The organism is Haloferax sp. S1W (genome assembly GCF_044593955.1).
Taxonomy (GTDB): domain Archaea; phylum Halobacteriota; class Halobacteria; order Halobacteriales; family Haloferacaceae; genus Haloferax.
Genome location: NZ_CP172595.1, coordinates 19,395 through 32,797, shown reverse-complemented (window position 1 = coordinate 32,797; position 13,403 = coordinate 19,395). Strand labels below are relative to the sequence as shown.

Sequence of the window (13,403 nt, the reverse complement as noted above, 5' to 3'; positions counted from 1 at the left end):
TCTAACCATTCTGCGGCGACAGATTGGAACGAATGAGAGAGTCGTCGCTCGTGTCGGTCGTCAACGAGCGGTCCGACGTGGAGCTCGCCGCTATCTTCGAGCGAATCTGGGAGTCGAGGGGCTACGAAACGCACGTCCGATTCAGCGGTCCCGACGTTCACGTCGAGGCCGAAGGCGAGACGCCCGACGGCGCGCACCGAGAAGTCAGAATCTGGATTACGACGAGCAGAAACATCACCGCAGACATGACCAGCGCGTTCGTCCGCACCTGCGACCGGTCGGACGTCGAACCCTACGTGGCACCGGTCGGCCGCGGCAAACTCGAACCCGACGCCCACCGAACCGGGCTCGTCGAACTCGACGCGTCGAGTATCGCCGTCGAGATTCGCGAGACCGGCGTTGAGGAGTTCGTCCGCGACCTCGAAACGGGGGGTAAGTCCCACGGTAAGACGAACTGGCTCGGCGACGAGATTGACGAGAGCGACGCCGACGAGTCGGAAGGCGACGGGGAAGCCGACGCGGCGGACGAACTCGAAACGATTTCTCGACGAGAGGCGTTGAAGAAGGTCGGTGGGTACGTCACCGGTGGTCTCGTGACGTATCTGATCGTCGAGCGAATCTCTGATGCGATTCAGAACTCGCCGAAGCTCCGGGCTGCCATCGCCCGGCGCGTCGAGTGGATTGGGTCGTATCTCCCGGACGTGAACCTGCCCACTGTCGAGTGGTCGGTGCCGTCGCCGCAACCGATTCGAGACGACCCGACGGTGCCCGACACCAACGCCTCGGAGCAGACGACACCCGCAGATTCGGTGGCCGTCCCCTACGACGACCTGCGAGAGAACCCGACTGCATACGAGGGAACGGCCGTGACCTACACCGGAACTATCGACGACACGACCGAGCGCGACGACAGGCGCTATGCCGTCATCACCGTCGAAGGAACAGACGGGAGGTTACGCGGTGATATCGTTGGCCGGTGGCCTGCCGGGCAGTTCTTCGACGACGATATCGGCTTTCGGTTGTTGAACGACGAGCGCGTGACAGTCTGGGGACGTGTTGCTGGAACGTCCTCGATGTTCTTCGGGCGACCGCTTCCGCTGGTGGAATTGGTGGCGCTCCAGAAGGCATGATGTGGTGGGGCTGTTCGGACGCAATCCCTGCCGATTTGTACACCGGGTTCGTAGCATCGGGTGGCCGATGACGAGGGCACCGCTCTGAGTCGGACTCGGCACCCGACGATGAGGAACCCTATGAGTGCCGAGGCCATTCTCTAAGAACGTATTACGCGTGTCGCAGTATCGTGAGGCCAGACCTTCCGAACAATCGATACTTAAATCAGCAAAGTCCCGGAGCAGAGCGTTTGGACTGACTATCAAGCGACTACACCATATCAAATTAAAAACAAGACAGCCAAGACGACGGTCGAACACTACCCTGATTTCATGACAATACAGCTAAACATAACACATAACAAAGTTGCTGGCCAGTGTTGGTGACGACATGAACAAATTCGAACTCGAACGAGAGGAGACACGAGGCGAGGTCGCGTCTTACCTCCGAACACTCGCAGATGGGCTCGAACAGGGCGATAAGATGACGTTCGTCGCCGGTGACGACAGCACAACCATCAATCCACCTGAGACGGTCCACTTCAAACTCGAGACTGACACCGATAGTTCGTGGCTCGGTGGTGAAAACGGCCGGTCGTTTCGTATCGAACTCGGGTGGGAAGCAGACGAGGTCAATGCGGACGAAGAACTCGCAATCATCAACCAGCCCCGTACAGTGCACAGAGAGGAAGAGGTCGAGTCATAAATACGATGCTGGCCGGAACAGCCGTTTGGCTCCCACTCCAACTGTTCACGGGGACGTTCCTTTCGTACGCAATCGTCTTCTTCGTACTGGCACTCGTCGCTACGCTGGTTGGCTTCCGCGGTATTGCTGGTATCTCGATGGAGATTGCTCGCCTGTTCATCCTGCTCTTTCTCGTCTTGGCAATCGTCTCGATTCTTCTCTAACAGCCCACATTTCTGAGTACTTCGTCAACGATGGCCTCACCGCGGCCGGGTAGCTGAAATCGGCTGTCGGCCTTCTCGGCGAGGCCTCGTTTGTCGAGCCACTGCGTCAAGCGGTGGCTTGTCGCCCGCAAAACATCCAGTCGGTCCCCGATTTCGCCACGGTCAAGCGGTTCCTGTCGAAGCGCTTCGAGCACCGGGCCGTGCCGGACAATATCGCCGAATAAGTCCGTGTCGATTCGGTCGTCCGTCGAGTCACAGCGATTGCGTATCTTCGACCGCAGCTGCGAAGTCGTCGAGGAATGCCGGGACGTACTCCTCATCGACGTGGTTCACATTCCACAACCCGGATTCGCGGAGTTTCTCGCTTCGACTATGATGGCCGAGCCACTCGTCTGAGCGAGCATCAACGGCCGCACGCTGATAGTTGCTGAGCAGGGCAATCATATTCCGCTCGATGAAGGCCCGTTGGCTCTCGGCGCTCGGTTCGTCGTCGACGTTCACCCAGAGGAACGGCAGGTCCCGAAGATAGTCGCTCACTCGCTTCTCCATCTCAAGTTCGTCGAGTCGCAGTTCTCGTTTCGCGGTCGAACCCGACCCCCAGTTGGGGTACTCCTCGGTCAACGCCTCGCTGTCGACGATGGCCTCACCGACGCGTTTTCGAAATACTGACCCGCGGTGGTTGCCGCCGCCTTCGTAGGTTCCGCGCATCGCTCCTCGGTGCGTTCGCAGTCGGTCCCAAAGCGACGTACTGCTTCCTTCGGAGACCGCATGAGTCCCGATACGAGTCACTCGAAGTTGGTCGCCAGTATCTCGATATTCGTCCGGAGCGAAGAAAATATAGACGCCACGGTCGGGCCAGTCCATGTAGCCGGTGCAGTCCTTGAGTTTCTGTTTTCCGCTGACTGTCTCCTCAAGATTTTCGAGTAATTGATACAATCGGTCGATATCGCGTTGACGTTCCATATTGAATAAGCGTAGATACTCGGTCGCTGATACAAAGAGGTTAGTCTGGTATCTCATTTCGGTTACCGCTGCGTATCCCGAATCAGCGAAAAAGCCGTCTCCGTCGAGGCAGCAGACCGCGCAGGACAGACGATTGCCATCACGGAGACTGGCTGGTCGTCCGAGACGAGGGAGATCGGATGGGTCTCCCCGCCCAGTCTGGGATGGCTGGATGGCACGTTCCACATAGTATCGGCTTACCCGACTCTCTTCGACAGGTCTGCCATCGAGAACTGTGCTGGTGAAGACTGTGACACCAGCGAGTCAATCGTCAGAAGTCGCTGTTACCTTCTCCAGTTCGACGTTGAACACGGCCCCTTCGGGGTCGTTATCTTCGACCCAGACTGACCCACCGTACTGGTCGACGAGCGTACTGACCAGGTAAAGCCCCATCCCGGTCCCCGGGCTTTCGAGCCCTTTCTCGCCTTTCCCGAAGATTGTCTCCTTGTATTCGTCCGCGATCCCGGGACCGTTGTCCGCCACGCTCACGACCACCGACTCGTCGTGTTCGGTCGCAGTCACGCTGACATGTATTTCGTCCTTGACGTTGTGCTGGACTGCATTGTGTAACAAGTTCTGAAAGACGGTCCCGAGGAGACCATTCGCACACACGGTCGCGTCGGGGACGTCTCCAACAATCTCGACCGTCTCATCGGCGAACCGGGTTCGGAGGTCTTCGACTTGCTCAGCGAGTACCGGTTCGAGTTCGACGGCGACCACCGCTGATTCCTGTTCGTTACTCAGAACCTTCACGATGTCACGCGCAGTCTTTGTCAACTCCGTCGTGTGACGACTCGCATCGAGAATCCGGTCGACGTCCTTCTCGAGTGACTCGGGAATCGACTCCCGAAGTAATCCGCCATAGCCCTGAATTATCGACATATCGTTTCTAATGTCGTGGCGAACGATCTGATTCAGGAGTTCGAGCTGATTCCGCTGCCATTCGAGTTGCTGTTCGTACTCGCGGAGCGCGGTGATATCCCGCGCCGCACCGACTATCTTGACGACGTCGCCATCGACCAGTACCGGCGTCAACTTCGTCTGCCAGCACCGAGTTCCACCAGGCAGCGACAGCGTCTCGTCGTAGGTTATCGTCTCGCGCTTTCGGATGCATCGCCGGAAGTTCGATTCGATCTCGGAACCAGTCTCCTCGCCGAAGACCTCCCGCGGTGTCTTCCCCTTGACTTCCTCGGTCGTCAGTCCGGCTAGTTCTTCTTCAACCGAGTTGAGTCGCGTGAGCCGGACACCGCCGTTTTCGTCGACGTCGATGAGGAACAGCGCATCCTGCGTGTTGTGGAAGACGGTTTCGTACTCGTGTCGAATCTGCTCTAACTCGCGTTCGCGTCTTCGGTGTTCCGTAACATCTCGTCCGAGCGTGACCATCCCAACCATCTCCCCGTCGTCGTAGAAGGTCCGCGTGTTCCACGACATGATGCGCTCTTCGCCGGATTTCGTCTGGATGGTCGTTTCGAACTCTTCGACTGCTCGGCCCTGTTCCAGCATGTCGAAGACTTCGTCGAGGATCTCGTTTCTGTACGCGTCATCGGGATAGAGCCACTCCCAGATGTCGGCGTGACCGAGTACTTCCTCCTTGTCGTAGCCGCTTATCTCCTCGGCAGCCCGGTTCCACATGACGATGTTCGCTTCGGAGTCGAGAACGTTGAGCCAGAGATTCGCGTTCTCGATGATTGCTTCGCGGAAGTGGTTGAGTTCCGAGAGTCGTTGTTCACGCTCGACGCGCTCGGTCGCATCTCGTGCGGCAATGAGGGCGCCGCAGCCAGTATCCAGTTCGACCGCAGTGATTTCGATGTCGAAGAAGACGGACTGGCCGTGTCGGGAGAGTTGGAACTCGAGCCCGGCCTGCTCGCAATTCCCGTCCAGTACGTCAGCGACGAGCTGGCGGTAGGTCTCGACCTGCGTGGGGTCCGAAGCGAGTTCCGCCAACCGCGACCCGAAGCGTTCCCCGAGAATTGCTTCCCGTGAGACGCCGAATATGTCGACAAGTCCCCGGTTGACATCGAGTATTCGTCCGTCCGGGTCGACGAGCCAGACGGCGTCGGCAATCGCATCGAATAACTGCTCGTAACTCGGCTGTGGGCGTCTTCGTTCGTTTCGCTCGGTGGTGTCTGAAAAGTAGACGGAGAGACCAGGGTCGTCCGGGTAGATACGAACGTCCACCCCGGTGTCGAGCGAGTCGTAATAGATATTCAGCGACGCCGCTTTCTGGTTGGACATCGCGTATCGAAACTTCTCTTCGATGGCTGTCTCCTCGATCTGCGGAAGCACCGTCCAGATAGATTCCCCGCGGAGTGCAGACGCTGGCGCACCGAGGAGGTGCGCCGCCTGCGTGTCGAGATACGTGAATCGCCACGTGTCGTCCAACGCGAAGAAGGCATCCCTCCCGTGTTCGAGTACGTCGGCAACCAGCTCCGCCGCGGGGAATGTCGGACGAGTCATAGTAGGAGTGTGGGCATTCGGGATCGATCCATTGTACATTTTACACGAAAAAATATCAGCTTTTCCATGGCTGAGAATTGATACGTCTGGATTTCCACAGAGTTTTCGTTAGCGGACACAGGCGCGGCTGCGTCGCGTAGATGTCGAGAATCGGGTTGTCGTCGCCGGTCTCATTCACGCGGGAGACACTTTGTCTGAATCGCGTTCTGGTCGCTACGCTCACTCTCTCTCGCTCGGATGCAGACCGTTCCACTGTTCGTGCAGGTGAACGAGCGATTGTCGTCACTCAGCGTTACCCGCCCGTCAAATACGAGTACCGCCAGTCTCTCACCGATGGTTCCCAGTGACCACGTTGAGCAATTCTTTGAGTCGAAAAACACGTCCCGGGCAATTCTTTGAGTCGAAAAACACGTCCCGGGCAACTCTTTGAGTCGAAAAACACGTCTCGGGCAACTCTTTGGGTCCAAATACCTACAAAACTGTTCTCAACGTTCAACAAGGCAAGAAATCGTTATGTCACGGGTTACAACACCAACGAATTAATTTTGTTTCCCCGCAAACCGTTGGTGTATATGAGTGAGCAACGGGGCGATAACCAACAGGGGCGGTTCAACGGGGATACCCGCGTTCTCTACCGACAGGCAGTCCGGACGCCACTGCCAGATGAAGACGCCGAGCGGATGTTCTACGAGAACATGATGAACGTCGCAGATGCCCAAGAGCAGAAGGCGGACATGCTCGAGGACCCCAATATTTCATTGCTCGAAGCCTACGAGCGGCAACTCGAAGGCATCGCCAAGAGCTACAAACGGCGACTCAAGAGCATCGCTGGCGGCGAGTACGAGACGATTGCCCTCCAGCATTTCAATGGGGACCGAGACGACCGCGTGAGCCGTCTTTCGGCGTACTACTACGAAGGACTCTGGCGGATGCAACAGCGCATCACCGTGACGGACATGATGTTCTTTCCCGTCATCATCCGGTACCCGGACAGTTTCACCGTCAACATCCGCTTTGCGAGCGGGTACACCACGACCGAGTCCGTCCTCTACGAGTCACCCGAACACTCCGACGAGGATGTCGAAGACGAGTACTTCGACCGCTACTACAACGAGAGCCTGTACGAACAAAAGGAGGCAGCAGCGAAAATCAGAGCGTGGGCGGATGTCATCCGCGAGGAGTTCTGCGACCCCGACGAGGCCTCCTTCGACGAGCGGAAGTACGGCGGTATCGTCTCGGGCGGCGGTCGGAAAGGGTCTGTCTTCTCGTCGGTGCTCCAGCGGGTCGACCCCGACCCCGACCGCTTCGACGAACCGGTCAGTAAAACCACGTTGGTCCCAGAAGGCGAAGAAGCACGACGCACAGAGCACGAATTGCTTCCCGAAGAGTCACTCGTTATCTAACTCGGCAGGCACGATTATACTCCCCGGTCGATGCCGCCGTCCGGTTGCGGAATCGGTGGTTTCTCCTGCGTTGCTTCGTCTGACGAGCATGGCGACGAGCATCGCCGCAAAGAATTTGCGCGCGTACGTCCGCCGAATGACCCGCGGCAACACCGACGACGGAGTGACCCGTCTGACTCTCGTGCCGACCTTGCGAACGATGTCCCGAGGACGGCGACTCGTGAGACTCGACCAGCGTTCTCGCATTGATGCGTCAGTTTCTTCTCATCAGTGATAAATTAAACTACTATATGGTATTGATTGAAACAAATACTCAGGGGGAGGATGCTGCTCAGTCGGGGATGAATTTTGTTTGTAGAACGTGATGATACAGGGATTTACGGTGTCAAAGTCCAATATACAGACACATAGAATTCTAGACTTCCTCAATGAACAGAGCAAGACACCGAGTTAAATTCAAATTTTATGGATTGAATTAATAGTGGCTATATAGCTATCAATACCGATACCAATGAAATCGACTACAGCGACTGTATAAGTGGCTCACTCCCCAAAGGACAGTATGGGAAGCCACGCACCGTCTCACCGCGGGGACTCCCTCCGCGACGTGGTCCGGTTTTACCTCCTCGACCATCGGACGGTGGTCGGAAAGGCCATCGACATCGGACTGCTCGGTCTCAACCTCGTCTTCGTGGCGGTGTTCATCCTCGAAACGTATCCGCTCTCGTCGGCCGTTCGGGACATGCTTTGGCGCTTCGAGGTGGTGATTGCGGTTATCTTCCTCTTCGAATACGTCCTCAGGGTGTACGGAGCACGGAGTCGCGTCGGAGAGTTGACCGACCCGTACACGCTCGTCGACCTGATAGCCATCATCCCGACGCTGTCGGTGTGGCTTCTCCCAGTTCCGGCGCTCGCCGCAAACATCGGGTTCTTGCGCGCCATTCGAGTGGTTCGCGTGCTGCGATTCTACCGATTCACCCGTGACGAGGAGTTCTTCTTCGGTACAGTTTCGGTCGAGACGCTCCGCGTGGTGAGGTTGCTCTTGACCGTCCTGACCATCTTTTTCGTCTCCGCGGGGATGTTCTACGCGTTCGAACACAAGGTGAACCCGCAGGTGTCGACGTTCGGCGACGCGTTCTACTTCGTCGTCGTTGCGCTCACGACCGTCGGGTTCGGCGATATCATCCCCGTCACGCAGGCGGGGAGAGCAGTCACGGTCGCCGCGATTCTCACAGGCATCATCCTTATTCCGTGGCAAGCGAGCAAAATCGTCAAAGAGTGGGCACACAGGGACAAAGTCAACGTCGTCTGCGAGAACTGCGGGTTGGCGTATCACGACCGAGACGCCTCCCACTGCAAGTCCTGTGGGCACGTCATCTATCAGGAGTACGACTCACGGGAGTGACCGCTGGATTCGATCAGACAGTTGCGGCGTATAGAACATGAACATTTATTATAGATTGGTCTGAAGGGCTGAGTACATCATGTCGGTCGTACGCGTACAGCAGTAATCCTCTTGTCTCCCAGTATCGCATCCGACCGACCCACCGACCGCACCCAAAACCGTGAGCACGAACACACGCCCGACATACGAACCGCAACTGCGAACAGACCGACGCTCGTCGCGCTCGACTGACACCGCTGGCGACAAAACCGACACAGACACCACCGGCACCACCGACGCCGACTCGTGGATTGCCCAGTGCCAACGGCAGTTCGAGTCGAAGCGGACCGAGCGCCTCCACAACCTCTTCGACCGGGAAAATCAGTCGATGCCGAAGATGGACTGAGTCACTGCGAGTACGATTTCACTGCCGACCCCACCCAGAGGAATCACTCGTTTTCCGCGCCTCAGCCGCCCGTTTTGCGGCGATACATCGCTTGAAGTGAGTGGAGTGTCCACTGGCGAGCGATGCGATTGGCACGGATTCGAACCGACGACGGTGTTGCGACAGGGCGCTACGAAGACGGTTTCGTGACGGTCGATGGCGAGACGTTCGAAGTCGGCGTCGACGCCGACCTTCTCGCACCGTGTGAGCCGTCGGCGTTCTTCTGCGTCGGCCGGAACTACACTGCCAAGGTCGACCAGATGGACTACGATATCCCCGACCAACCGGACTGGTTCATCAAGCCCCCGACCTCGTTACTCGCCCCCGGCGAACCTATCGTCTATCCCACGTGGACCGAGGAACTGACGTACGCGGGCGAGTTGGCGGCAGTCATCGACCGCGAGTGCCACGACGTGTCCGAAGACGAGGTGGACGACGTGGTGCGTGGCTACACTATCCTCAACGACCTCGACGCACTCGACCAACCCCGCCGAACCGCCCGGAAGGCGTTCGACGGGTCCGGTCCGCTCGGCCCGTGGATAGAAACCGACGTGGACCCGACGAATCTCGATATGACAACCCACGTCGGCGGCGAGTTGCGACAGGAGGCCAACACCGAGCAGATGCTCTTTTCGCCCGCGGAAGTCGTTTCGTTCCTCTCGGAGCGCTACACCTTCCGACCCGGCGATGTCATCTCCTTCGGGAGTCCCGCGAATCCCGGTCTCGTCGAACCCGGTGACGAGGTGAAAATCTGGTACGAGAACGTGGGGACGCTGACGAATACGGTCGTTGCGCCGGACGCGTAGTACCGCACCGGCGCTGTGTTTGGAAGTTCCGGACTCAGTTCAGCGCCTCAACCTCGCCTGTGAGGTCCGACGGTTCGTCGACCGGACCGTTGACGAACAGGCCGTGGCCTATCAACACGGCGGCGACGAAACTGAACACGACGATGCTCGTCGTCAAAGCGAGCGAGGTCAGGTATCCGACGAGTACCCCGGCGACGAGGCTTCCGAGGATACCGACGAGGACGAGATCGTAATACTGCCACGTGTAGCCCATGCGTACTCTTGTGGTGCCATCCCTGAAGAGGTGGCGTCCAGTTTCGCGGCGACCGAATGTGAACGAATCCGTCGGACACGTCGGGTCAACGGCCGGGATGTGATAATCCAAACAGAAATTACGACTGGCTAGAAAGAACAGAACAGTAGATGGGATGGACTGTCTCGGTGTTCGCGGTCGTCGTGCTCGGGAGCGCGGTCGTGGCACTCGGAGTCGGTCTCGCCTCGCTCCGACAGCGGCCGGATCCGATGGCGTGGCCGCTGGCGGTGTTGATGTTCGCAATCGCTGCGTGGGCGGTTCCGCATGCAATCATCCTTGGTTATACGGAACTCGAACGGGTCATCTTCTGGGAGCGGGTGCGCTATCTGGGAGTCGTTTCTGCTCCCGTCATGTACCTCGTCGTGGCGCTCAGATACGCCGGATACGAGCGGTGGCTCTCCCGCCGAACGTATGCGTTACTTGCAGTTGTCCCCGTCATCACGGTCGTGGCTGTGTGGACGAACCCGTCCCACGAGCTGTTTTGGCGGTCGGTCTCACTCGCTCGGGTCGGGGACGCATCAGTGCTGGTTCCGGAGGTCGGTGTTTGGTACTGGGTGAACCTCGGCTATTTGTATCTCGTCACGGCCACGGCCATGTCGGTACTCGGCATCGTAGTTATTCGCTCGGGACCGCTCTACCGCAAGCAGGCGGTGTTGATGTTCGTCGGTGGACTCGTCCCACTGGCGACGAACGTGGTCATGATATTCGGCGCTGGACCGGAACCAATGGTCGACCTTACGACCACTGCGTTGACTGTGTCAGGGGTCACCTTCGCGCTGGCGCTGTTTCACTTTGACCTGCTGGAGATCCGACCCGTTGCACGAGACCTGCTCATCAACGAACTCGACGATGGGGTGGTCGTCATCGGACCAACCGGCCGTATCAGTGACTTCAATCCGATGGCTGCGAACATTCTCGAAGACCTCGCAATCAACCAACCCGCTGCGGAGACTCTCCCGTCGAATGTCGTCCTCGGCGGCGGTAAACTCGTTATCGAGACCTCGACCGGAGAGCGGACGTTCCGCACGCGGTCGACCTCGTTGACCGACAAACGAGACCAAGAGGTCGGACGAATCGTGTACCTGCACGACATCACCGAGGTCGTCAAACGCGAACAGCGCATCAGCGTGCTCAATCGCGTACTGCGTCACAACATCCGCAACGAGCTGAATATCGTCTCCGGGCGTCTAGAACTTCTGGAAGAACAGACCACAGCAGGCGCTCGTGAACACATCGAGTCGGCAAAAAAGAGCACCCAGCTCGTCATCGAACTCGCCGAGAAAGCGCGCCACATCGAACAAACGCTCAAAGAGACCGACGCGATGGTGGTCGTCTCGGCACCGGCGGCCGCCGAGCGAGCGGTGACGAACGCCCGGAAGACGTATTCTGACGCCGTCATCAAATTCGAATGCCCGGAACGTTCCGAAAACAGCGCGTCTGTCTGCGTGATGAGCGAGACCCTGTTTACAGAGGCGATTGCGGAACTCATCGGGAACGCAGTTATTCACAATGACCGGGAGCCACCGGAAGCGACTGTGTACGTCGACTCCGATGCCGAGCACGTTCGGGTGAGCGTCGCGGATACTGGTCCCGGTCTCCCGGAGCAGGAAAAATCGATCCTGCGCTCCCCGACGGAAACGAACCTCGAACACGGCAGTGGTCTCGGTCTCTGGCTGGTGAAGTGGACCGCCTCGCTTTCATCGGGGACACTCACGTTCGCGGAGAATGACCCGCGCGGGACCATTGCAACCGTGACGCTGCCGCTTGCGGACGAGTGAATCGTCTCGGGAAAAAGTCCGCAGTCCCGTTCGGCGACCACTGACGGAACGTCTATACGTCGCCAGACACTCCACAGCCTATGGAATACCAGACTGCGCTCGACCGAGCGCTCGACATCCTTCCGGAGCGGAACGTGGAACAAGAACGACTAACGATACCAGACCCGTCGGGCGAAACCGACGGTGCGTTCACGCGTCTGACCAACCTCGGCGAGATTTCCGACGCTCTCTCGCGGACGCCTGCACACCTCCACAGCGCCATCCAGCGTACCTTCGGTACGAGCGGTCAACTCGAAGGCGACCGCGCCCGTTACAGCGGGTCGTTCTCCATCAACGACTTCGAGGAAGCCATCGACGAATACGTCGAAGAGTACGTCATCTGCTCGGAGTGTGGCCTGCCGGACACCCGTCTCGTGACCGAAGACGGCGTCGACATGCTTCGCTGTGAGGCCTGTGGTGCCTTCCGTCCCGTCCAGAAGCGCTCCAGCGCGAGCAAGAAGCGCCAGCGCGAGGCTGTGGAAGAAGGCCGCACCTACGAGGTGGAGATTACCGGAACCGGCCGCAAAGGCGACGGTGTCGCCAAGCGCGGTGACTACACTATCTTCGTTCCCGGTGCGAAGGAAGGCCAGACTGTTCGTGTCTACATCAAGAACACGAGCGGGTCTCTCGCATTCGCACGACTCGCCTGATTGCGGACGACCGAAGACGATTTAATTATCAAAAGAAGGTCAGCTTCCCGAATACATAACACAGAGAGTTCCATATCGGGCTACATGAGCCGGGGGGAAGGCACGAACGAAACACAGGCGATTGCACACGACGGGCACGAAAAGCCCGTTTGTGTCCTCCACGTGGACGACGACGATGCGTTCGCCGAACTGGCGGCAACACTCTTAGAACGGGACTCAGCCGCGGACCCTCCTCTCGAAGTCAGGACCGAGACTGACCCGACCGCTGTCGACCAGCACCTCGACGACGTAGACTGCATCGTCAGCGACTACGACATGCCCGTCATCGACGGTCTCGAACTGTTGGCCGAGGTTCGAAAGCGCAAGCCAGACCTCCCCTTTATCCTCTTTACCGGCCGCGGGTCAGAGGAAATCGCGAGCAAGGCAATCTCGGCCGGTGTCACAGACTACCTCCGAAAGAGCGGGCGGAGCGACCGCTTCGGCGTCCTCGCGAACCGCATTCGGAACGTCGTCGCGAAGCGCCGTGCGGAACGGTCCGCACAGCAAAGCACCCGCCTGCTCAGAGACGTTATCGACCACCTCCCGCAGTGCGTGTTCGTCAAGAACATCGACGGCCGGTACCTTCTCATCAACGAGACTGGCGCGGAGACGTACGGGGGTGCCCCCGAGGATATCGAAGGCCAAACCGAATCGGATGTGAACGACCCCGAGACGGCCGCGCGGTTCCGGCAAGAAGACCGTGAGGTCATCGAGCGAGGGGTCGCGAGGGACATCCACGACCAGTACGTGGTCGCCGAAGACGGCGACGAGCGCGTCGAGCGCGTGGTGAAATTCCCATTCGATATCGAGTCGACCTCAACGCCAGCGGTACTCGGTATCGCCGAGGACGTGACGGCACAACGGCGGAAATCCGCCCAACTCGAAGCGGCCACGACACTCGTCGAACGTCTTCGTGACCACCTCGAAACCGCCGCAGGTGGTCCCGGCGACGACGCAACCGCCCACGCGGCGGACGAAGACCTCACAGCACTCGTAGACGAACTCGAAACCGTACTCACCGACCCGAAATCGGTCGACGTGCAGACGGTCCTGCAGGACGAAGACGTAGACTAACCCGGGGTCAGGGGCT

General features: G+C 58.7%; 13 protein-coding genes and 1 pseudogene. 10 read left to right on the top strand and 4 right to left on the bottom strand.

From position 1 onward, the window contains the following. Window positions 1–32: 32 nt before the first annotated feature. The 3 genes from ACH9L7_RS00170 to ACH9L7_RS00160 all read left to right on the top strand — a co-directional run bounded on the left by ACH9L7_RS00170 (window position 33) and on the right by ACH9L7_RS00160 (window position 2,018). On the top strand, window positions 33–1,130 hold the full coding sequence (locus tag ACH9L7_RS00170) for a hypothetical protein (protein ID WP_396611737.1): 1,098 nt from the start codon (window positions 33–35) through the stop codon (window positions 1,128–1,130). A gap of 370 nt (window positions 1,131–1,500) precedes the next feature. Further along, window positions 1,501–1,815 carry an amphi-Trp domain-containing protein gene (locus ACH9L7_RS00165; protein ID WP_396611736.1) on the top strand — a complete coding sequence of 105 codons (315 nt, stop codon included), beginning with the start codon at window positions 1,501–1,503 and terminating at the stop codon, window positions 1,813–1,815. A 5-nt stretch (window positions 1,816–1,820) separates the two neighbouring features. Next, complete coding sequence (locus ACH9L7_RS00160) at window positions 1,821–2,018, top strand: DUF1328 domain-containing protein (protein ID WP_396611735.1); 198 nt, start codon at window positions 1,821–1,823, stop codon at window positions 2,016–2,018. Window positions 2,019–2,029: 11 nt separating this feature from the next. On the opposite strand, the pseudogene ACH9L7_RS00155 reads toward ACH9L7_RS00160, so the two are convergent. The 3 genes and pseudogenes from ACH9L7_RS00155 to ACH9L7_RS00145 form a co-directional block, all read right to left on the bottom strand. Then, window positions 2,030–2,278 (bottom strand): annotated as a pseudogene (locus ACH9L7_RS00155) (transcriptional regulator); the annotation flags it as partial. Beyond that, window positions 2,271–2,981, bottom strand: coding sequence for a hypothetical protein (locus ACH9L7_RS00150; RefSeq protein ID WP_396611734.1), 711 nt, complete (start codon window positions 2,979–2,981; stop codon window positions 2,271–2,273). The pseudogene ACH9L7_RS00155 and the gene ACH9L7_RS00150, both read right to left, overlap by 8 nt. A 303-nt stretch (window positions 2,982–3,284) precedes the next feature. Next, a complete protein-coding gene (locus tag ACH9L7_RS00145) occupies window positions 3,285–5,477 on the bottom strand; it encodes a PAS domain S-box protein (protein ID WP_396611733.1) in 2,193 nt (730 codons plus the stop codon). Window positions 5,478–6,049: 572 nt separating this feature from the next. On the opposite strand from ACH9L7_RS00145, the gene ACH9L7_RS00140 reads away from it, so the two are divergent. The 4 genes from ACH9L7_RS00140 (at window position 6,050) to ACH9L7_RS00125 (ending at window position 9,515) form a co-directional block, all read left to right on the top strand. Beyond that, the gene (locus ACH9L7_RS00140; protein ID WP_396611732.1) at window positions 6,050–6,880 is read left to right on the top strand and encodes a hypothetical protein; all 831 of its coding nucleotides are present in this window, start codon (window positions 6,050–6,052) and stop codon (window positions 6,878–6,880) included. Between the two features lie 562 nt (window positions 6,881–7,442). Continuing rightward, complete coding sequence (locus tag ACH9L7_RS00135; RefSeq protein WP_396611731.1) at window positions 7,443–8,285, top strand: ion transporter; 843 nt, start codon at window positions 7,443–7,445, stop codon at window positions 8,283–8,285. Window positions 8,286–8,445: 160 nt separating this feature from the next. Continuing rightward, window positions 8,446–8,670 (top strand): hypothetical protein, encoded by a 225-nt coding sequence (locus ACH9L7_RS00130; protein ID WP_396611730.1) that lies wholly within the window; start codon window positions 8,446–8,448, stop codon window positions 8,668–8,670. A 122-nt stretch (window positions 8,671–8,792) separates the two neighbouring features. Next, window positions 8,793–9,515, top strand: coding sequence for a fumarylacetoacetate hydrolase family protein (locus tag ACH9L7_RS00125; RefSeq protein WP_396611729.1), 723 nt, complete (start codon window positions 8,793–8,795; stop codon window positions 9,513–9,515). 34 nt (window positions 9,516–9,549) lie between these two features. Here the strand turns inward: ACH9L7_RS00125 and ACH9L7_RS00120 are convergent, their stop codons facing one another. Further along, on the bottom strand, window positions 9,550–9,768 hold the full coding sequence (locus ACH9L7_RS00120; protein WP_396611728.1) for a hypothetical protein: 219 nt from the start codon (window positions 9,766–9,768) through the stop codon (window positions 9,550–9,552). A gap of 149 nt (window positions 9,769–9,917) precedes the next feature. Here ACH9L7_RS00120 and ACH9L7_RS00115 point away from each other — a divergent pair, with 149 nt between their 5' ends. The 3 genes from ACH9L7_RS00115 to ACH9L7_RS00105 all read left to right on the top strand — a co-directional run bounded on the left by ACH9L7_RS00115 (window position 9,918) and on the right by ACH9L7_RS00105 (window position 13,387). Beyond that, window positions 9,918–11,585, top strand: a complete 1,668-nt coding sequence (locus ACH9L7_RS00115) for a histidine kinase N-terminal 7TM domain-containing protein (RefSeq protein WP_396611727.1) — start codon at window positions 9,918–9,920, stop codon at window positions 11,583–11,585. Window positions 11,586–11,665: 80 nt separating this feature from the next. Next, window positions 11,666–12,274 carry a translation initiation factor IF-2 subunit beta gene (locus tag ACH9L7_RS00110; RefSeq protein ID WP_396611726.1) on the top strand — a complete coding sequence of 203 codons (609 nt, stop codon included), beginning with the start codon at window positions 11,666–11,668 and terminating at the stop codon, window positions 12,272–12,274. An 84-nt stretch (window positions 12,275–12,358) separates the two neighbouring features. Beyond that, window positions 12,359–13,387: a PAS domain-containing protein gene (locus tag ACH9L7_RS00105; protein WP_396611725.1), complete on the top strand. Its 1,029-nt coding sequence runs from the start codon at window positions 12,359–12,361 to the stop codon at window positions 13,385–13,387. The last annotated feature ends 16 nt before the right edge of the window (window positions 13,388–13,403 follow it).